The organism is Streptomyces sp. 796.1, from assembly GCF_047525675.1.
Classification (GTDB): domain Bacteria; phylum Actinomycetota; class Actinomycetes; order Streptomycetales; family Streptomycetaceae; genus Streptomyces.
This window is the reverse complement of the sequence record NZ_JBLIWA010000009.1, coordinates 119816-138245: the sequence shown is the minus strand read 5'-3', so window position 1 is coordinate 138245 and position 18430 is coordinate 119816. Positions and strand designations below refer to the sequence as shown.

Sequence of the window (18430 nt, the reverse complement as noted above, 5' to 3'; positions counted from 1 at the left end):
TGCTGCCGGTCGGTCCGGGTGTGCGCCGGTGGTGCCGGTCGGTCCGGGTACGTACCGGGCCTGGCGCCGCGTGCCTGGCCGGGCCGGCCACGTAAGGCTAACGGGCCCGTGACCACCGGCCCGTGCGAGGCGGTGGGGCGGAACACCAACGCGCACGCCGGGGCGTGTGATGAAGGTGTGACGGGTGGTCTGCTACGGGCGGCCGGGCGGCCCGAATCGCCCCCGACCATCACGGACAAAACCGGCCACACGCGGCGCGCGACGGCCGAGATGCCCGGGGCCGACCCTCACCGTACGTGACGACTGACCGGCGTCGTTCACTCCCGCTTCACCCTCACGTCGCCATTTCGCGACACCACCCCCATAGCTTCGCGGCGGATCGATTCCGACACCGTGTCGGCGCGGGCCTGCGCCGGTGACCCAGAACGAAGGGAATGACGTGCGCAAGCTACTGCCACTGATCAGCTCGCACCCGGGCGGCCGTTCCGCGCTGACCTGCCGCTACCGCTGTGGCGACGCCTGCTTCCACGAGGTGCCCAACACCAGCGACAACGCCTACGTCGGCGACGTCATCGCCAGTGCGCTCTCGCGCCGTAACGTGCTGCGCGCCAGCGCCGTGGTCACCGTGGCCGCCGCTGCCGGTGCCGCCGTCGGTCTCGGTCAGGCGCCGCAGGCGTCCGCCGCCACCCCCGCCGTCGCCGCGCACGGCGGCAAGTCGCACGGCAAGGGCCGCTCCGGCGCCGCCCGCGGCCTGCGCTTCGACCCGGTCGCGCCGAACACCAAGGACGCGGTCGTCATCCCGCGCGGCTACGAGCAGAACATCGTCATCCGCTGGGGCGAGCCGATCCTGCCCGGCGGCCGTGACTTCGACCCGAAGCACCAGAGCGCCAAGGCGCAGGCCAAGCAGTTCGGCTACAACAACGACTACATGGCCGTGCTCGACATCCCGCACGAGCGCCACCGTCAGCTCCTCGTGGTCAACCACGAGTACACCGACGAGGTGCTGATGTTCGCCGGGTACGACGCGGACAACCCGACCCGCGAGCAGGCCGAGATCGCCATCGCGGCGCACGGCCTGTCCGTCGTGGTCGCCGCCGAGGACCGCCGCTCGGGCAAGCTCACCGCGCTCCGCCGGCACCACCTCAACCGTCGCGTGACCGGCTCGACCCCGTTCGAGGTCACCGGCCCGGCCGCGGGCAGCAAGTACCTGCGCACCTCCGCCGACCCGCGCGGCAAGCGCATCCTCGGCACCCTCAACAACTGTGGTGGCGGCATCACGCCGTGGGGCACCGTGCTCTCCGGCGAGGAGAACTTCAACCAGTACTTCGCCAACGCCGGCAAGGTCACCGACCCGGACACCAAGGCCCGTTACGCCCGCTACGGGCTCAGCGGCGAGGCCAGCGAGCGCAAGTGGGAGCGTTTCGACAAGCGCTTCGACACCCTCCAGGAGCCGAACGAGCCCAACCGCTTCGGCTGGGTCATCGAGATCGACCCGTTCGACCCGCACTCCACGCCGCGCAAGCTCACCGCGCTCGGCCGGTTCAAGCACGAGGCCGCCGAGCCCCGGCTGACCGACGACGGCCGCCCGGTGCTGTACATGGGTGACGACGAGCGGTTCGACTACTTCTACAAGTTCGTCTCCTCGAAGCGGATGATGCACGGCAACAGCCGGTACGCCCGCGCGCACAACCGCACCCTGCTCGACGAGGGCACCCTGTACGTCGCCAAGTTCACCGGCGACAGCCCGGCGGGCGAGATCGACGGCTCGGGCAAGCTGCCCGCGGACGGCGAGTTCGACGGCAGCGGCGAGTGGATCCCGCTGGCCACCGGCACCACCTCGCACGTGGACGGCATGACCGCCGAAGAGGTGTACGTCTTCACCCGGCTCGCCGCCGACAAGGTGGGCGCCACGAAGATGGACCGCCCCGAGGACGTCGAGCCCAGCCCGCGCACCGGTCGCGTCTACATCGCGCTGACCAACAACAAGGACCGCGGCAAGGCCGGCAAGCCGGCCGCCGACGAGGCCAACCCGCGCAACAACAACAAGCACGGCCAGATCCTGGAGCTCGCCGAGCACTGGGACGACGCCGGCGCGGACCGCTTCAACTGGCGCCTGTTCCTGGTCTGCGGCGACCCGAGCGACCCGAGCACGTACTTCGCCGGGTTCCCCAAGGACAAGGTCAGCCCGATCTCCTGCCCCGACAACATCACCTTCGACGTGCACGGCAACCTGTGGATCTCCACCGACGGCAACGCCCTCGGCACCCACGACGGCCTCTTCGGCGTGGCGACCGCGGGTGAGCGGCGCGGCGAGGTCAAGCAGTTCCTGACCGTCCCGAACGGCGCCGAGACCTGCGGCCCGATCGTCCAGGAGCGCCGCGTCATGGTCGCCGTCCAGCACCCCGGCGAGATCGACGGCGCCACCGTCGAGAAGCCGAAGTCGGCCTGGCCCGACGGACCCGGCAAGCTGGTCCGCCCCGCGGTCGTCAGCGTCTGGCGGCGCGACGGCGGCCACATCGGCGCCTAGCAACCACGCCGGGCGCGGCTCCCCGCCGCGCCCGGCCCACCCTCCCGGCCGCGCCTGCCGCACGGCCGGGAACCGGACGCCCGGCGAGGCGGCGCGTGGGGCACCACCGCGCCGGGCGCCCCGACACGGACACCCCCGTTCCCACGGCGCGGGGTGACCACGGCCGCTCCACGGGGGACGCGGGACGGCCACCCACTCAGCCGCGAGCCGCTCGGGGGCGGCTCGCGGCTGCTGGCGTTCATGCTTCAACTACACTGTTACACCTGCCAGTTGACCCACAACGGGTCGCAACCGGCTGCGTACGGGGTGTTGCCCGTGGCGTGCGGCGGAGGGGGCCGCACGGATGGGCAACGACCGTACGACGGTGGGGGCTTGTGGCCTTCAGGGCCGCTGGCCTGGGGGGGTACGGGGCGGAATGGCGGTACGGCTGGGCGCCGGCCGCTCCCACCCGGCCGGCGGAACCACGGCGTGAGCGAACTACCCGCCAGCCGAACCACCGCGCGAGCGAACTACGGGCCCGGCGAACTACCGCACGGCCGACCGCACCGGCCCCTACGCTCGACGCCATGCGAAGCTCCTTCACCGTGGGCGGGCGGAAGCTGTCCTATCTGGACTTCGGCGGCCCGGGTAGCCCGCTCCTCGCCCTGCACGGGCACTACAACGAGGCGGCGGCGTTCGCGCCCCTCGCCGCGGCGCTCGCACCGCGCTGGCGGGTGATCGCACTCGACCAGCGCGGCCACGGCGAATCCGACCGCGCCACCCGTTACGCGCGGGACGACTACGTGGCAGACGTACTGGCCTTCCACCAGTGGCTGGGGCTCGGCCCCGTACCGCTCATCGGCCACTCCCTCGGCGGCGTGAACGCCTACCAGTTCGCGGCCCGCCACCCCGCCCGAGTCAGCCGCCTGATCGTCGAAGACATCGGCGCTGACCTGGACCTGAGCTGGTCCTTCACCCTGTCCCTCCCCCGCACCGCCCCGTCCCGCGCGGCCCTGATCGAAGCGCTCGGCCCGACGGCCCCCTACCTGGAGTGCGCCTTCCGGCAGACGGCGGGCGGCTGGGGCTTCTCCTTCGACATCGACGACACGATCGCCTCCCAACAAGCCCTCAACGGCAACCACTGGTCCGACTGGACGTCCGTCTCCTGCCCCACCCTCCTCATCCGCGGCACCCACAGCGACGTCCTACCCTCCCCCCACGCCCAGGCCATGACCACCCGCGCCCCCAACGCCCGCCTGGTAGAACTCCCCACGGGCCACGTCACCCACCACGATGCGCCGGAGCGGTTCGCGGCTGCGGTGGGGGGTTTCCTGGCGGAAGGCAGGAAGTGAGGGCGCGACGGATCGACCACCGGAGGCACGCAACTGATGCGGGCCTGTCTACCCATGGAGGACCACCATAAAGAACAAGAGGATAACTAACTTAACGCGCTTACTCCGACCCATACGCACACGCTCCGGCATCGCAGCACTCATGGTCGTGGCAATTCTCTCGGTCGGACTCTGGATCGATTTATCGAAAAAAGACGATTCGGCATCATCGACTGAGGTACGCCGGGCCTCCGATGCAGAAGACGAGGCCGCCCGACTGGCGAGCGATATTTTCGATGCGGCCGGCGTAAAAGGGAAGGTGACCAAGCCAGGACCCCTTACCGCAGAGTGCGCCGGGAAGGACATCGAAAAGTACTACAGGATCATTCACTTCTGGTCCATTTGGGACGTCCCCATCCAGGACCTCAGGCAGGGCATGGAGAACCTCAGGGAGAAGCTTCCCGGCAGGGGATGGAGCGTCGAGAAGTACGGCCCGGATGAGAGCCCGAGCCGAAGCCTGGAACTGATCGCAGGTTCCCGGAATGGAAAATTCACGGCGGTGATTCACCTGTACGACAAGAGCAAGAGATCTGGCCCCAAGGCCCCGAAGTCCATCATCAACGTGGCCCTTACCTCAACGTGCTTCCAGGCCCCCGAAGGGGAGACCGTGTGAGACGCGGCGGACCGACCACCGGGGCCACGCGACCGATGCGGGCCCATCCATCCCTGGAGGACCACCATAAACAACAAGAAGCCAACTGACTTAACTCGCTTACTCCGCCCCATACGCACCCGCTCCGGCATCGCAGCACTCGTGGTCGTGGCAGTTCTCGCGGTCGGACTCTGGATCGATTTATCGGAAAAAGACGATTCGGGGCCGCCGGCCGAAGTACGCAGCGTCTCCGATGCAAAAGACGAGACCGTTCGGGTATCTAGCGATATTTTCGATGCGGCCGGCGCAAAAGGGAAGATGACCGAGCCGGGGCCCTTCACTAGGGATTGCACCGGCTCGGGCTCGGGCTCGGGGAAGAACTACAGGGTTTTTCATTTCTGGTCCATTTGGGACGCCCCTATCCAGGATCTCAAGCAGGGCATGGAGAACCTCAGGGAGAAGCTTCCCGGCAAGGGGTGGAGCATCAGGAGCTACGGCCCGGATACGAGCAAGAGCCGAAGTCTCGAACTGATCGCGGATCTCGGTCGAAAGAAATTCACAGTGATGATCCACCTGTACGACGAGAGCAAGAATTCTGACCCCCAGGCCCCGGAGTCCATCCTCAGCGTGGCGCTCAACTCTGCGTGCTACCAGGCCCTCGAAGGGGAGTCCGTGGACTCGTAAGGAAGGGCCTCACCGGAAAGACGCGGGTCCGCTGCGTCGCGCGGTCGTGGGGCCTCGCCCTCGGCGCCGACGCACCGGCCCCGCCCCCTCAGCCCCCACCCCCGGGTTCGCCCCTACCGCAGCCCGAGCCCGGGATAGCCTCACCGTATGCAACTAGGCGTCAACGTACCGAACTTCGGGCCCGGCACCGATCCCGGGATGTTGCGTGGGTGGGCCCAGGTGGTCGAGGGGCTCGGGTATGACCTGCTCATGGTGTCGGACCACGTCGCCGTCACACCGGACGTGGCCGTGGGCTATCCCGAGCCGTTCTACGAGCCGTTCACCACGCTGTCCTGGCTGGCCGGGGTCACCCGGCGGGTGCGGCTCGGCACCACCGTGCTGATCCTCCCGTACCGGCATCCGCTCCTCGTCGCGCGGATGGTGGGGAACCTCAACCAGCTCAGCGGCGGGCGGTTCGTGCTCGGGGTGGGGGCCGGGTGGGCCGAGGGGGAGTTCGCCGCGCTCGGGGTGCCGTTCGGCGAGCGCGGGCGGCTGACTGACGCGTGTTTGGGCGTGCTGCGGGAGGCCGGGGTGACGGCGGGCGCCACGGAACGCGTGGAGCGTACGGGGCGTACAGAGCCTGCTGGGGGCACGGTCGGTGTGGCGGGTGTGGGTGGTGGGGCGCCGGTGCCGGTGTGGGTGGGTGGGCACAGTGCGGCGGCGCTGCGTCGCGTGGTGAGGTACGGGGACGCCTGGCATCCGCTGCGGCTCTCGACGGCGCGGATGCGTACGGTCCTCGCGGAGCACGCGCTGCCGGGTTTCGCGCCCCGTATCGCGCTGCGGCTCACGGACGCCCCCGTCGACGATCCCGCGCGGCCGGCCGGCGTCGGCACCGTCGAGCAGGTCCGCGACGACCTCGAACACCTCAGGCTGCTCGGCGCCGAAGCCGTCGTGTTCGACCCGTACCACGGAGATCCCGCGGAGACCCGCCGGCCGGAGCCGGCCTGGCGGGCGCTGGCCGAAGTGGCCGAGGTGGCCAGCCACTGGAGGGCGGCAGCGTGATCGAACCCGCCGACGAGGCGCTGCTGCGCCGGGCCATCGACATCGCGGCCCACGCCGTCACCCTGGGGGACGCGCCGTTCGGCTCACTGCTGGCCGGACCGGACGGCACCGTCATCGCCGAGGCCCACAACACGGTGCGGCGCGACGACGACATCACCGCCCACCCCGAGCTCAAGCTCGCCCGCTGGGCGGCCGGCCGGCTCGACCGGGAGACGGCCGCCGGCACCACCCTCTACACCAGTTGCCAGCCGTGCGGCATGTGCGCGGGCGCCCTCGCCCTCTCCGGCGTCGGCCGCGTCGTCTACGCCCTGTCGGCCTCTCAACTCGTAGAGCTCGTACCGCTGTTGGGGTCGTGGTCGGCGGTGCCGCAGGACGGGCCCGGGTTGTTCGACGAGGCGCGCCGACCCATCGAAGCGTACTTCGGGGAGCGCTGAGGCGGGCGGGCCGCCGGGGCCGGCCCTCTCAAGGCGGGCCGGCCGCCCGGGGCCGGCCCGTCCCTGCCCCACCCACCCCGTATACCGTCGGGTACGGGGCAGCGCGCCGGCCCGGCCGCCCCTCGCCCCGGACCGGAAAGGACAGTCAGCGTGGGTTACACGGGTTACGACGAGTTGGTCGCCGAAGGGTTGACGACACCGTTCGAGGGGTGGGACTTCGGGGTGTTCCAGGGGCGGTACGCGGAAGTGGGTGACGCGGACCTGCCGTGGAACTACCTGGAGTTGGTGCGTGAACGGCTGGCCCCGGCCACCTCGCTGCTCGACCTCGGGACCGGCGGGGGCGAGGTGTTGGCCTCCTTGCAGCCGCTGCCGGCCAGGACCGCGGCCACCGAGGGGTTCGCGCCCAACGTGCCGGTGGCCAGGGAACGGCTCGAACCGCTCGGCGTCGAGGTCGCCGAAGTAGGCGAGGACGACCGGCTGCCCTTCGCCGACGCCGCGTTCGACCTGGTCGTCAGCCGGCACGAGTCGTACGACCCGGCCGAGGTGCGGCGGGTGCTGCGGCCGGGCGGGGTGTTCGTCACCCAGCAGGTCGGCGGCGGTGACCTGGTCGAGGTCAACCAGGCACTCGGCGCCCCGGCGCACGGCTACGCCGACTGGGACCTGGCCGCCGCGAGCGGGCAACTGCGCGCCGCCGGATTCACCGTCGACTGGCAGCAGGAAGCCCGGCTACCCGCCACCTTCCGCGACGTCGGGGCGCTCGTCCTCTTCCTCCGCATCACCCCCTGGCACGTACCCGACTTCACGCCGGACCGGTACGCGGAACGGCTGCGCGCCCTGCACGCCACGATGGTCGCGGGCGAGCCGCTGCGGGCGCACAGCCATCGATTCGCGCTGGTCGCACGGCCTTAGCTGGTCGCGGGCAGCCGTCGGCTGGTGTGTGGGGTGGGAGTTGGGTTGGCGGCGAGTGGTGGGTTGCTCGGTGAGTGGTGGGTTGCCCCGTGAGTGGTGGGGTTGCGCGGCGGGTGATGGGGGCGAGTGGGTGTGGTTCGGTGGGGGTTGGGGCTGCCGGGGGTAGGTGGTTCGGGTCGGGGTTTCGTGGAGGAGGGGTTCGGGTGAAGGTGGCTGGGTCGGATGCCGTCGGGCCGATCGACCGCGCCTTTCTGGCGCTCGCCCGCTACCACCAACCCACCACCGGGTTCCTGCTCGACTTCGCGGGCCCGGTGCCGGAGCGGGCGGCGTTCGCGGCGCGGGTGGTGCGGCGTGCGGCCGGGTTGCCCGCGCTCAACCTGTTGCGGCCGGCGGGACGGGCGCGGAGCTGGCGCCGACGGCGTACGGAGTTGGACCCCGAGGTGCACGTACGGTGGCGAGTGGGGCTGCGGAACGCGGCTGAACTCGCCGCCATGACCGACGAGTTGCTGAGCCGGCCACTGCCCGGGGCCGCGCATCCACCCTGGGACGTGTGGGTGTTGGGGTTGGATGCGGGCGCGGAAGCGGTCGCTGGCGTGGGTGTGGGTGTGGGTGTGGGCGCGGGCGCAGAGGCGGGCGTGGGCGTGGGGTTCCGGGTGTTGTTGCGGGTGCACCACGCCGTGCAGGACGGGGTGGGGGCCGCCCACTCCGCGTTGGCGCTGTTCGGCGACGAGCCCGCCGCGGGGCCGCACCTATATCCGGCCGGCCCGCCGACGGCGTCCGGGGCGCTGCTCGCCGCCGCGGACGCGGCCCGCCAACTGCGTGCGTACGGCGGCCCCCGCGACTGGCCTGAGCTGCGCGTTTCGCCGGCCGGCCGGACGGGGTGGGTGGGCCGTGACGTACCGCTGGCCCGGTTGCGCGAGCTGGCCGACGCGGCCGGTACCAGCGTCAACGACGTCGCGCTGGCCGGGCTGGCCGGGGCGCTGCGCGACTGGCACGGCGGTGGCGCAGCGACCGGGCGCAGTGAACTGCCCGTGTTGGTGGCGATGTCCACGCGCGGCCCGGCCGAACGGTACGCGCCGGGCAACCACGTGGTGGGCCACCGGCTGGTGCTGCCCACCGCCGCCGGGCGGCTGCCGGACGCGCTGGCCGCGGTGCGGCGGCAGACCGACGCCGTACGCCGCACCCACACCCGCGACGTACGCCGGCTGCTGGTGCGGATGGTGCCGCACCGGGCGGGCGAGTTGGCGATGGCCGTGGTCAAGAACGCGGTCCCGATCGGCGTCAGCTCGGTCACCGTCGCCGACGCCCTGCACTGCCTCGGCGCGCCGTTGACCGGTGCGTCGATGATCTACGACGTCCACGACGGGCTGCTCGGGTACGTCTCGTTCACCCGGGCGGCCGGGGTCCTGCGGTGCGGTCTGGTGTACGACACGGCGCTGCCGCGGGCCACGGAGTTGCCGGGGTTGTGGCAGCGCGTGGTGGGGGGCGACGTGACGGATTCCGCGCCGTCCGCGCCACCCGCCCGGCCCACGGCGGCCGACGCGGAGTGAGGCGGCTGCACGGGGAACCCGACGAAAGGGGCAGGAGAGGGCTGCTCCGGGCGGCGAGCGGAGTAAGAATGCCCCGCGCCAGAACGGCCGCGGAGCGGACTTAATGGGGCGAAGGGCCCGGTAGATCCAGCACCGACGGCCGAAGGGCGCCCTAGTGGTGAGCGCGTATGCGACGTACAAAAGGCCCATGACCGCAGACGCTTTCGAATCACGCGACGTGTCCGACCTGATCCGCGCCAACCGCGACAACTGGGACGCCCGGACGCCCATCCATGTGAACAGCGCGTTCTACGGGCTCGGCGAGGTGGACGGCGGCATCGAGTGGTTCGCCGACTTCGAATGGGCCGACATAGGCGACCTGACCGGCCGCGACGTGCTGCACCTCCAGTGCCATCTGGGGACCGAGACGCTCGCCTTCGCCGAACGCGGTGCCGCCCACACCGCCGGGCTCGACTTCTCCGGCGCGGCGATCGAGGAGGCGCGCCGGATCGCGGAGCGGGCGGGGCGCGAGGTCCGCTACGTACAGGCAGACGTGTACGACGCGGTGACCGCGCTCGACGGGCGGCGCTTCGACGTGCTGTACACCGGCAAAGGTGCCTTGCACTACCTGCCTGACCTGGGACGTTGGGCCGAGACCGCGGCCTCGTTGCTGCGCCCGGGCGGCTTCCTCTACCTGGTGGAGTTCCATCCGGTGCTGCACGCGCTCGGCTCGGTGCCGACGCCCGGCGAACAGTTCCTCCGGCTGCGGCAGGACTATCTGGGTGGCCGGGGCGCGCAGCGCGTGGAGGTGGCGCACACGTACACCGACGGGCCGCCGCTCGCCGAGGCGACCACCTGCTACGAGTGGCGGCACGGGCTCGGCGACATCGTGACGGCCCTGCTGGCGGCCGGCCTCACCGTCGACCTGCTGCGCGAGACGGACCTGCTGCCCTGGCCGCGCTTCGACGGCATGGAGCGGACCGCGCAGGGCTGGTGGCGGCTGACGGACGAGCACCCGAAGATCCCGCTCATGTTCGCCCTGCGGGCGCGCGCGGCGGGCTGACCGACCGGCCGGCCCGGCCGGTCGGGGCGCGGGTGACCCTGCTCGGCCGGGCGACGGCTAAGGCAGCAGCCCCACCACCGTCGACTCGTACCCACCGCCCTCGGGCCACAGCACGGCGCAGCCCTGGCTGGCGACCAGGGCGAGCAGGTCGGCGCGGGGCCGGGAGGGCAGCAGGACGGCCCGTCGCGCGGCGGGCAGGAACCGGCCGTAGTCAGCCAACTGGCCCACCGCCATGCGGACGTTCTCCCTGGTGACGCTGCCCTTGGCCTCCACCAGCAGGGAGAGGTCCGGCGCGTACAGGTCGGTGAACAGGGGGCGGCTCTCGCCCGGCGGCAATATCTGGTGCCGGTGCGCGGCGTGGCCGTGGCGCGCGAGGTGGGCGCTGAAGTGGGCGACGAGCCGCGCCTCGGCGCGCTCGGCCTCGTACGGTTCGCGCCGGGGCTGTACGTAGCTGCGCTCGCTGGCGGTGGACTCCAGCGGTACGGCCGTCACCGGGTCCGGCGCGTCGGCGTGCAGCCGGCCCAGCGTGGTCGTCGGCGGCTGCGGGGCGGTGTCGACGGGCCGCAGCCGGAAGACGATCACCTTGCGCAGCGGCCCGTCGTCGGTCTCCGGCGCATCCGCCTCGTACCAGGGGTCCTCCGGGTCCACGGCGAACTCGCCGCAGTAGGTCACGACGCCCCTGGCCCCCTCGAAGACCCGCAGCGCCCGGCCCTGCTCGCGGTGGTGCAGGACGGTGGCGTTGCCGGAGACCATCCGCTGGTCGCCGCGCTGGCCCTCGCCGGTGTAGTGGAACAGGCCGTCCGGCATCCAGCCGTCGTAGTAGCCGTGCTGCTCACCGGCGGCCGGGTCGGTGAAGACGAAGACGTGCGGCGTCTTGGCCGATGGCCCGATCCCGCCCTGCGACCGGCCGCCGAAGCGGGCGTGCAGTTCCTTGCGTGCGATCGCCTCGCCCGGGCGCAGCGTCCAGGGGACGTCGGCGGGCGTTCCGTCGGCGGCGGGCGTTGCGTCGGCGACAGGCGCGCCGTCGGCGCCGGGCGCCCCCTCGTCCACGGACACCACCTCGCTGGCGGACGCGCCCCCACCGGCGGACGCGCCCTCGCCAACGTACGGCCCGGTCTCGGCGGGCGCCGGCTCGTTGGGCTTGGTCATCGCGCTCCCCCTCGTGCGGTGCGCGGGCCCTGGCCGCGGCCCTGCGCTCACACCGACTCTGCCACGCCCCACTGACAATCCCCGCGGCGCTGCGGGCCGGCCCGCGGCCTGGTCGGCCGTCAGCCCTGGGCCGGCGGCGGTACGAGGCGCAAGGCCACGTCGTGCGGGGTGGTGGTGGGGTCCGTGGCCGGGTGGCCCGAGGGGTGGCCGGAGGGGTGGCCCGACGGGTGCTGCGACGGATGGCCCGACGGGTGCTGCGCGGGGCGCTCCTTCGGCTGGTTGCCGGGGTGGTCGGTGTGGCTGGCGGGCTTGGGGTCACCCACCGGGTCGACGGCGGCGCCCACCCCGTACGCGGTACCGAACGTCGCGGCGAGTACGGCGACGAACGTGGCCACCTTCAGTCCTGTGTTCATGGCGGGCTCCTTCGGGAGGGGTGTGCTGCGGGGTCGTACGGGTCTACGGGTCGTACGGGTGCTGCGTCCGTGCCTGTGCTGTGTGCCGCGTGCTGCGCACCTCAGACGCCATGCGCCTCGTACGCCATGGGCCTCGTACGCCATGGGCCTCGTACGCGGTGCGCGCCTCGTACGCGAGTGCCGGTGGTGCCTTTCTGCGGCGCCGGCCGCGGCGGGCGGTGCGAGTCATGCCTGACCGCGGCGGTCGGCGCCGTACGTGCGGGGTCGCCCCGCGGGGCGAGATTCCGACCCGCTGCGCGCTGTCCGCCCTGTTGAAGATACCCCCAGGGGGTACATAGTCAAGCGGACGACGGCCTTGCACCTGGCGCGCGCGAGGCGTATACCTAGAAGGGCAGGGGATACCCCCCAGGGGTATTGATCAGTCGCAGCGGACCAGCCGATGTGGGGCAGCCGCCCCGCCGGGCACGAGGAGTGGACGATGACCAGCACGGTGACCGAGCCGGCCGAGGTTGAGCTCGCCATTGGCGGGATGACCTGCGCCTCTTGCGCCGCCCGGATAGAGAAGAAGCTCAACCGGATGGACGGGGTCAGCGCGACCGTCAACTACGCCACCGAGAAGGCCAAGGTCAGCTACGCCGACGGGGTCACCGTCGCGGACCTGGTCGGCACCGTCGAAGCCACCGGCTACACCGCCACCCCACCCGCCCCGGCCCGGCCCCGGCGCCCGGTCGGCTCCGGCCCGTACGACACGTCCGCAGGTGCCGACGCCGGCAGCGTGGGGGCCGGCACCGCGCCGGCCAGGTCGCCGGGGCCGGGCGACCCGGACGGCGGCGGGCCCGACCCCCTCACCCCGCTCCGCCAGCGGCTGATCACCGCCGTGCTGCTGGCCGTGCCGGTGGTCGTGCTCGCGATGGTGCCGGCCTGGCAGTTCGAGTACTGGCAGTGGCTGTCGCTGACGCTCGCCGCGCCCGTCGTCACGTACGCGGCCTGGCCCTTCCACCGGGCGGCCTTCACCAACGCCCGGCACGGCGCGGCCACCATGGACACGCTGATATCGGTCGGCACCAGCGCCGCGTTCCTGTGGTCGGTGTGGGCCCTGTTCTTCGGCACCGCGGGCACCCCGGGCATGACCCACGGGTTCGACCTGACCGTCGCCAGGACCGACGGCGCCGGCAACATCTACCTGGAGGCGGCGGCCGGCGTCACCGCGTTCATCCTGGCCGGGCGGTACTTCGAGGCCCGCTCCAAGCGGAAGGCGGGGGCCGCACTGCGGGCGCTGATCGAACTCGGCGCCAAGGAGGTCACCGTGGTCCGCGGGGGCCGCGAGGAGCGCATCGCGATCGAGGACCTGGCGACCGGCGACCGCTTCGTGGTGCGCCCCGGCGAGACCATCGCCACCGACGGCGTGATCGTCGAGGGCAGCTCCGCGGTGGACGCGTCCATGCTCACCGGCGAATCCGTGCCGGTGGAGGTCGCGGTCGGCGACGCGGTCACCGGCGCCACGCTCAACGCGGGCGGCCGGCTGGTCGTGGAGGCGACCCGGGTCGGCGCCGACACCCAACTGGCCCGGATGGCCAAGCTGGTGGAGGACGCACAGAACGGCAAGGCGGCGGCGCAGCGGCTCGCGGACCGCATCTCCGCGGTCTTCGTACCCGTCGTCATCGCGCTCGCCATCGCCACCCTCGGCTTCTGGCTCGGCAACGGCGTCGGGCTGACCGCGGCGTTCACCGCGGCCGTGGCCGTCCTCATCATCGCCTGCCCCTGCGCGCTCGGCCTGGCCACGCCCACCGCGCTGATGGTCGGCACCGGGCGCGGCGCCCAACTCGGCATCCTCATCAAGGGCCCCGAGGTGCTGGAGACCACCCGGCGCGTGGACACCATCGTCCTGGACAAGACCGGCACCGTCACCACCGGCACCATGACCCTGCTCGCCACCCACACCGCCGCCGGCACCAGCGAGGAACAGGCGCTGCGGCTGGCCGGCGCCCTTGAGCACGCGTCCGAGCACCCGATCGCCCGGGCCATCGCCACCGGCGCCACCGAACGCGTCGGCGACCTGCCCACCCCCGAGGACTTCGCGAACGTGCCGGGGCTCGGCGTGCAGGGCGTCGTGGACGGCCACGCGGTACTGGTCGGCCGGGAGAAGCTGCTGGCCGAGTGGGCCATGGAACTGCCGGCCGACCTCGCAGCCGCCAAGGCCGCGGCCGAGGCCAGCGGCCGGACCGCGGTCGCGGTGGCCTGGGACGGGCAGGCGCGCGCCGTGCTCGAAGTCGCCGACGCGGTCAAGGACACCAGCGCGGAGGCCATCACCAGGCTGCGCGCGCTCGGCCTCACCCCGATCCTGCTCACCGGCGACAACACGGCGGTGGCCCGCTCCGTCGCCGCCGAGGTCGGCATCGACGAGGTCATCGCCGAGGTCATGCCGGAGGACAAGGTCGACGTCGTCAAGCGGCTCCAGGCCGAAGGCCGTTCGGTGGCCATGGTCGGCGACGGCGTCAACGACGCCGCGGCGCTCGCCCAGGCCGATCTCGGCCTCGCGATGGGCACCGGCACCGACGCCGCCATCGAGGCCGGCGACCTGACGCTGGTACGGGGTGACCTACGGGTGGCGGCCGACGCGATCCGGCTCTCCCGGCGCACCCTGCGCACCATCAAGTCCAACCTGTTCTGGGCCTTCGCCTACAACGTGGCCGCGCTGCCGCTCGCCGCGGCCGGCCTGCTCAACCCGATGATCGCCGGCGCCGCGATGGCCTTCTCCTCGGTCTTCGTGGTCGGCAACAGCCTGCGCCTGCGGGGCTTCAAGGCTGTGTAGTGGGGGGAGCGGGGGGAGTGGGGGGAGCGGGGGCGGTTTGTGGCGGGGGTGGCTCGCGGCGCGGGGCCGGTGTGGGTGGGGTGGCTCGCAGCGAGCGGCCGGTGGGTGGGTGCCGGATGAGTGGGGGTTGTTAGGTCCGTGGGGCCCGTGGGGCTCGTACGACCGGTAGAGCCAGTGGGTGCCAGTGGGGCCGGGATACCTCCCGGCCCCACTGGTGTGCGTACGGGGTGCCCGGGCCGGGTGGTGGGGGCATTGGGCCCACAGAGCGTGCAGTCGTACGGCGGCCGGGGCGCTGGAGCACGAAGGGCCGGGGCGCCGAGGCGCTGGGGCGCTGGGGCGCCGGGGCGCTGGGGCGCCGGGGCGCTGGGGCGCTGGGGCACCGGGCACCGCGCTACCGGAGTGCAGGACCAGCGGCCACCGAGGCATCGGGCCACCAGGCCACCGAGGCGCCGAAGCGCCGGGCGCCAGCCCGTCAAGACAGGCCGAATTAATCATATGAACTGCATTTCATTGCGCAGGCGACAATAGACGCCCTTTTCGTTATCCTCGGGACGCGTAACGTTATCCTTCGCAACCCGGAGGAAACGTTTCCCACTGCACCCGAATTTGCCATTCAGCTCGACCCTCCACATCCCGCAACCCGGCCCACGCACCCCATTCCGGCCACCCCTCCCGGAACCCCGCGCGTAACGCATTCACGTAAGCCCGCCCACCCCGTTCCACCCCGGGCGCGCGACGGGCCGACGAAGCCCGCCCCGCGCCCCCGCGGCCGGCCCCGAGCGAACCCCACCACCTGGCTGCACGCCAGGTCAGGTACCCGTACGAGGAGAACCCCTTGGCCATCGTCCCCACCGTCGAAGACGTCGTAGCAGGGCAGCAGGCGTATAACCCCGTCACCTTGAAGTTCTATGACCTCACTGTTTACGGATTCACCTGCCCGGTTCTCTGGAAAGTACCGCGAAAGGAATTGCTTCGACTCTACGACCGGAATATCTCCAGCACGCACCTGGACATTGGCGTGGGCTCCGGATATTTGCTGAGCAAGTGCACCATGCCGAGCGCCGACCAGCACATCACGCTGCTCGACATGAATCCGCACTGCCTGACCCACGTCAAGCGGCGGCTCTCCCACGACTACCGGGTCTCCACGGTGCAGGGCAACGTCCTGGAGCCGTTCCCGGTGCCCGAGCGGTCGCACGGCTCGGCCGGGCTGAACCTGATGCTGCACTGCGTGCCCGGCGACTTCGCGCACAAGGGCGTCGCCTTCGACCACGCCGCCGCCTGCGTACGCCCCGGCGGCAAGGTCTTCGGCAGCACCGTGCTCTCCCAGGGCGTACCCGTCACCAAGGCCGCGCGGGTCGCGCTCAACCGGCTCAACGCGCGCAAGGGCTTCAACAACCAGCACGACAGCCTCCAGGACCTGCGCCGCGAACTCAGCTCCAGGTTCAGCGACTTCACCCTCACGGTGCACGGCTGCACGGCACTCTTCGAGGCCACGGTGGAGGCGTGACCACCCGCCCGTGAACGACGGACCGGTCGGTGGCCAGCGCCACCGACCACCCCCAGTGGAACCGGCAGCATCAGCGGAACCACCGGCATCAGCGGAACCGTCTGGTGGGCCCAGTTGCCGGCGGCGGGTGGGCCGCGCCTCTCGACCAGCGCGCTAAGCGGGCGGCCAGCAGGCGGTCGGGTGACGATCAGGAGACGGCCTCGTCGAGGACCCGGGCGAGTTCGGCGGATGCGGACAGCATCGGCCAGTGCCCGGTGGGCAGGTCGAAGCGCCGCCACGGCGGCTGGTTCAGGTAGGCCAGCATCGGTGCCCCGGCGTCCAACAGTCCCGTGAAGTCATGGCAGGCGATCAGGACACGGTCCACTCCGGGGCCGGGCTCGACCGGGCCGGCGAGGCGCTGGGCGTAGGTGCCGAACGGCTGAGGGGTGGCACGCTCGCGCAGGGCGTCCCGCTGGCCCTCGTCCAGCCCGTCGAGGCTGCTGGACGAGCCCAGGACCTCCCAGGACGGCATCGGTAGCCGCCACCCGTCGCCGGAAGCGTCGACCTGCTGACGCAGGTCGTCCGCTGCTTGCGGCGACATGAGGTCGAGCATGCCCATGCCTGCGGCGAACGGGGCGCTGTCCACGTAGATCACGCGTTCCAGCCGGTCGCCGAGGCGTCCGGCCGCCCCGGTGACCGGGGCAGCCGCGTAGCTGTGGGCGACCAGCGTGACGTCGCGCAGCTCGTGCTCTGCGACGAACCCCATGATGTCCGCGATGTGCGTGTCCAGATCCGTCCGGGGCCCGCCCTGGTCGGCGCGCTCGGACAGGCCGGTCAGTGTCAGCGGCAGCGCCGTGTGGCCGCACTGCCGCACAGCTCGCGCGGTGTCTGCCCAGGCCCACGCGCCGAGCCAGGCACCGGGAACGAGTACGAAGGTGGCCATGTCATCTCCCTGGAGTGAGGTGCTGCGGGGAGCGTAGAGTCGATACAGGACAGAATCCGCCCTGAAATGTCGAGTGATCCGTGTCGCATCCCGTGACCCGTGTGCTGACCCTGCTGGAACTCCTCCAGTCCCATGCCCGGCTCACGGGGACGGAGTTGGCCGAGCGTCTGGACACCGACGTACGCACCGTGCGCCGCCACGTGGCCCAGCTACGCGAATTGGGCATCCCCGTGGAGGCCGAACGAGGCCGGTACGGCGGCTACCGGCTGGCCCGCGGCTACCGCATGCCGCCCCTGGTCCTCAGCAACGACGAGGCCCTCGCCGTCGTCCTCGGCCTGCTCGCGGCAGAACGGCTCGGCATGGGCACCACCGCACCGGCCAGTGCCGGCGCCCTGGCCAAGGTTGAGCGGGTGCTCCCGCACCCCTTGCGCGAACCGCTCGCCGCCATGCGGGAGACCCTGTCCTTCACCGCCAACGCCGTGCGCGGGCAGGCACCCGGAACCGGCGTCCTGCTGGCCCTGGCCCGGGCCTCCCGCGCCCGCACGACCGTCGGCATCAGCCACCGGTCCTGGCGCCAGGAACCCACCAACCGCGACGTCGACCCCTACGGCGTGGTCTTCCACACCGGCCGCTGGTACGTCGTCGGCCACGACCACCTCCGCGACAGCCTGCGGACCTTCCGCATGGACCGCATCACCTCCGTCACCCCCCGGGCCGACCGCTTCACTGCACCCGAAGGGTTCGACCCCGCGGCCCACCTGACCTCGACCCTCGCTCAGGGGACCTACCGCTGGCAGGTCGAGGTGACGATCCACGGCCCGCTCGACGAAATCGCCCGCCGACTGCCCTCCTCAGCGGTGACCCTCACCGCCAACGCCACCGGTGTTCTCTTGCGCGCACGGGCCGAACGGCTGGACGGCATGGCCCACCTGCTCGCCTCCCTGGAGTGGCCCTTCACCCTCCACCAACCGGACGAACTGCGGCAGGCGCTCACGGAACTGGCCGCCCGACTCACCGCAGCCGCCCAGCGGAATCCGGAAGAACCATAAGAAACAGAGGAACAGAAGAAACAGAAAAAACGGGAGAACCTGAAGAACTACCGCGGTGACGGGCGGTGGCAGAGCCCCAGAAGAACCGGCAGGACCGGCAGGGCGGGGTGCCGGGCCCCGGGGCGCCGAGGCAGCGGGGCAGCGGGGCAGCGGGACGACGAGGCTTCGGGGTGGCAGGTCAGCGAGGCGGCGGGGCTTCAGGGCAGCGGGGTCGCGGGACTTCAGGCGGCACGGCTTCGAGGTGGCGGGGCGTCAGAGCGGCAGGACAGCAGGGCGGTGAGGTGATCGCACCGGTGGCCGGACTCCGGACGTTCCGACTGCCCACTCCCCCACGCACAGCAATCCATACGGTTCTCGGGGCGAAAAACGGCAGGCTTGCGGACAAGTCCGCCGTACCGGTTGGCTGCGCCCCACCCTTGGGCACCA

The 18430-nt window shown here is 71.9% G+C and carries 15 protein-coding genes; 12 read left to right on the top strand and 3 right to left on the bottom strand.

All coding sequences use genetic code 11. The features are described from left to right. Positions 1–439: 439 nt before the first annotated feature. The 9 genes from ACMA1D_RS08860 to ACMA1D_RS08820 all read left to right on the top strand — a co-directional run bounded on the left by ACMA1D_RS08860 (position 440) and on the right by ACMA1D_RS08820 (position 10149). A complete protein-coding gene (locus tag ACMA1D_RS08860; protein ID WP_414723306.1) occupies positions 440–2527 on the top strand; it encodes a PhoX family protein in 2088 nt (695 codons plus the stop codon). A 566-nt stretch (positions 2528–3093) separates the two neighbouring features. Beyond that, positions 3094–3858 (top strand): alpha/beta fold hydrolase, encoded by a 765-nt coding sequence (locus tag ACMA1D_RS08855; protein ID WP_414723305.1) that lies wholly within the window; start codon positions 3094–3096, stop codon positions 3856–3858. 142 nt (positions 3859–4000) lie between these two features. Continuing rightward, the gene (locus tag ACMA1D_RS08850) at positions 4001–4510 is read left to right on the top strand and encodes a hypothetical protein (RefSeq protein WP_414723304.1); all 510 of its coding nucleotides are present in this window, start codon (positions 4001–4003) and stop codon (positions 4508–4510) included. 147 nt (positions 4511–4657) lie between these two features. Continuing rightward, positions 4658–5173 (top strand): hypothetical protein, encoded by a 516-nt coding sequence (locus ACMA1D_RS08845; protein WP_414723303.1) that lies wholly within the window; start codon positions 4658–4660, stop codon positions 5171–5173. Positions 5174–5320: 147 nt separating this feature from the next. Beyond that, the gene (locus ACMA1D_RS08840; protein ID WP_414723302.1) at positions 5321–6214 is read left to right on the top strand and encodes a TIGR03619 family F420-dependent LLM class oxidoreductase; all 894 of its coding nucleotides are present in this window, start codon (positions 5321–5323) and stop codon (positions 6212–6214) included. Beyond that, complete coding sequence (locus tag ACMA1D_RS08835) at positions 6211–6648, top strand: nucleoside deaminase (RefSeq protein WP_414723301.1); 438 nt, start codon at positions 6211–6213, stop codon at positions 6646–6648. The genes ACMA1D_RS08840 and ACMA1D_RS08835 overlap by 4 nt, the downstream gene beginning before the upstream one ends. Before the next feature lie 150 nt (positions 6649–6798). Further along, positions 6799–7557, top strand: a complete 759-nt coding sequence (locus ACMA1D_RS08830; protein WP_414723300.1) for a class I SAM-dependent methyltransferase — start codon at positions 6799–6801, stop codon at positions 7555–7557. 203 nt (positions 7558–7760) lie between these two features. Next, positions 7761–9107, top strand: a complete 1347-nt coding sequence (locus tag ACMA1D_RS08825) for a hypothetical protein (RefSeq protein WP_414723299.1) — start codon at positions 7761–7763, stop codon at positions 9105–9107. A gap of 187 nt (positions 9108–9294) precedes the next feature. Then, positions 9295–10149: a class I SAM-dependent methyltransferase gene (locus ACMA1D_RS08820; RefSeq protein ID WP_414723298.1), complete on the top strand. Its 855-nt coding sequence runs from the start codon at positions 9295–9297 to the stop codon at positions 10147–10149. 57 nt (positions 10150–10206) lie between these two features. Here the strand turns inward: ACMA1D_RS08820 and ACMA1D_RS08815 are convergent, their stop codons facing one another. Together ACMA1D_RS08815 and ACMA1D_RS08810 are read right to left on the bottom strand one after the other, a co-directional pair. Beyond that, positions 10207–11298 carry a restriction endonuclease gene (locus tag ACMA1D_RS08815; RefSeq protein ID WP_414723297.1) on the bottom strand — a complete coding sequence of 364 codons (1092 nt, stop codon included), beginning with the start codon at positions 11296–11298 and terminating at the stop codon, positions 10207–10209. A gap of 119 nt (positions 11299–11417) precedes the next feature. Then, positions 11418–11711, bottom strand: a complete 294-nt coding sequence (locus ACMA1D_RS08810; protein WP_414723296.1) for a hypothetical protein — start codon at positions 11709–11711, stop codon at positions 11418–11420. 478 nt (positions 11712–12189) lie between these two features. On the opposite strand from ACMA1D_RS08810, the gene ACMA1D_RS08805 reads away from it, so the two are divergent. Then, positions 12190–14523, top strand: coding sequence for a heavy metal translocating P-type ATPase (locus ACMA1D_RS08805; RefSeq protein ID WP_414723295.1), 2334 nt, complete (start codon positions 12190–12192; stop codon positions 14521–14523). A 967-nt stretch (positions 14524–15490) separates the two neighbouring features. Further along, positions 15491–16033, top strand: coding sequence for a class I SAM-dependent methyltransferase (locus tag ACMA1D_RS08800; protein WP_414723294.1), 543 nt, complete (start codon positions 15491–15493; stop codon positions 16031–16033). Positions 16034–16220: 187 nt separating this feature from the next. On the opposite strand, the gene ACMA1D_RS08795 is transcribed toward ACMA1D_RS08800, so the two are convergent. Then, positions 16221–16955, bottom strand: coding sequence for an alpha/beta fold hydrolase (locus ACMA1D_RS08795; RefSeq protein WP_414723293.1), 735 nt, complete (start codon positions 16953–16955; stop codon positions 16221–16223). A 101-nt stretch (positions 16956–17056) separates the two neighbouring features. On the opposite strand from ACMA1D_RS08795, the gene ACMA1D_RS08790 reads away from it, so the two are divergent. Next, complete coding sequence (locus ACMA1D_RS08790) at positions 17057–18004, top strand: helix-turn-helix transcriptional regulator (protein WP_414723292.1); 948 nt, start codon at positions 17057–17059, stop codon at positions 18002–18004. The last annotated feature ends 426 nt before the right edge of the window (positions 18005–18430 follow it).

What these genes read in the sequence shown, in the direction of transcription:
- ACMA1D_RS08815 (WP_414723297.1), bottom strand. Translation starts at nt 11,298, where the DNA reads ATGACCAAGCCCAACGAGCCGGCGCCCGCCGAGACCGGGCCGTACGTT.
- ACMA1D_RS08840 (WP_414723302.1), top strand. Translation starts at nt 5,321, where the DNA reads ATGCAACTAGGCGTCAACGTACCGAACTTCGGGCCCGGCACCGATCCC.
- ACMA1D_RS08850 (WP_414723304.1), top strand. Translation starts at nt 4,001, where the DNA reads ATGGTCGTGGCAATTCTCTCGGTCGGACTCTGGATCGATTTATCGAAA.
- ACMA1D_RS08820 (WP_414723298.1), top strand. Translation starts at nt 9,295, where the DNA reads ATGACCGCAGACGCTTTCGAATCACGCGACGTGTCCGACCTGATCCGC.
- ACMA1D_RS08795 (WP_414723293.1), bottom strand. Translation starts at nt 16,955, where the DNA reads ATGGCCACCTTCGTACTCGTTCCCGGTGCCTGGCTCGGCGCGTGGGCC.
- ACMA1D_RS08810 (WP_414723296.1), bottom strand. Translation starts at nt 11,711, where the DNA reads ATGAACACAGGACTGAAGGTGGCCACGTTCGTCGCCGTACTCGCCGCG.
- ACMA1D_RS08855 (WP_414723305.1), top strand. Translation starts at nt 3,094, where the DNA reads ATGCGAAGCTCCTTCACCGTGGGCGGGCGGAAGCTGTCCTATCTGGAC.
- ACMA1D_RS08805 (WP_414723295.1), top strand. Translation starts at nt 12,190, where the DNA reads ATGACCAGCACGGTGACCGAGCCGGCCGAGGTTGAGCTCGCCATTGGC.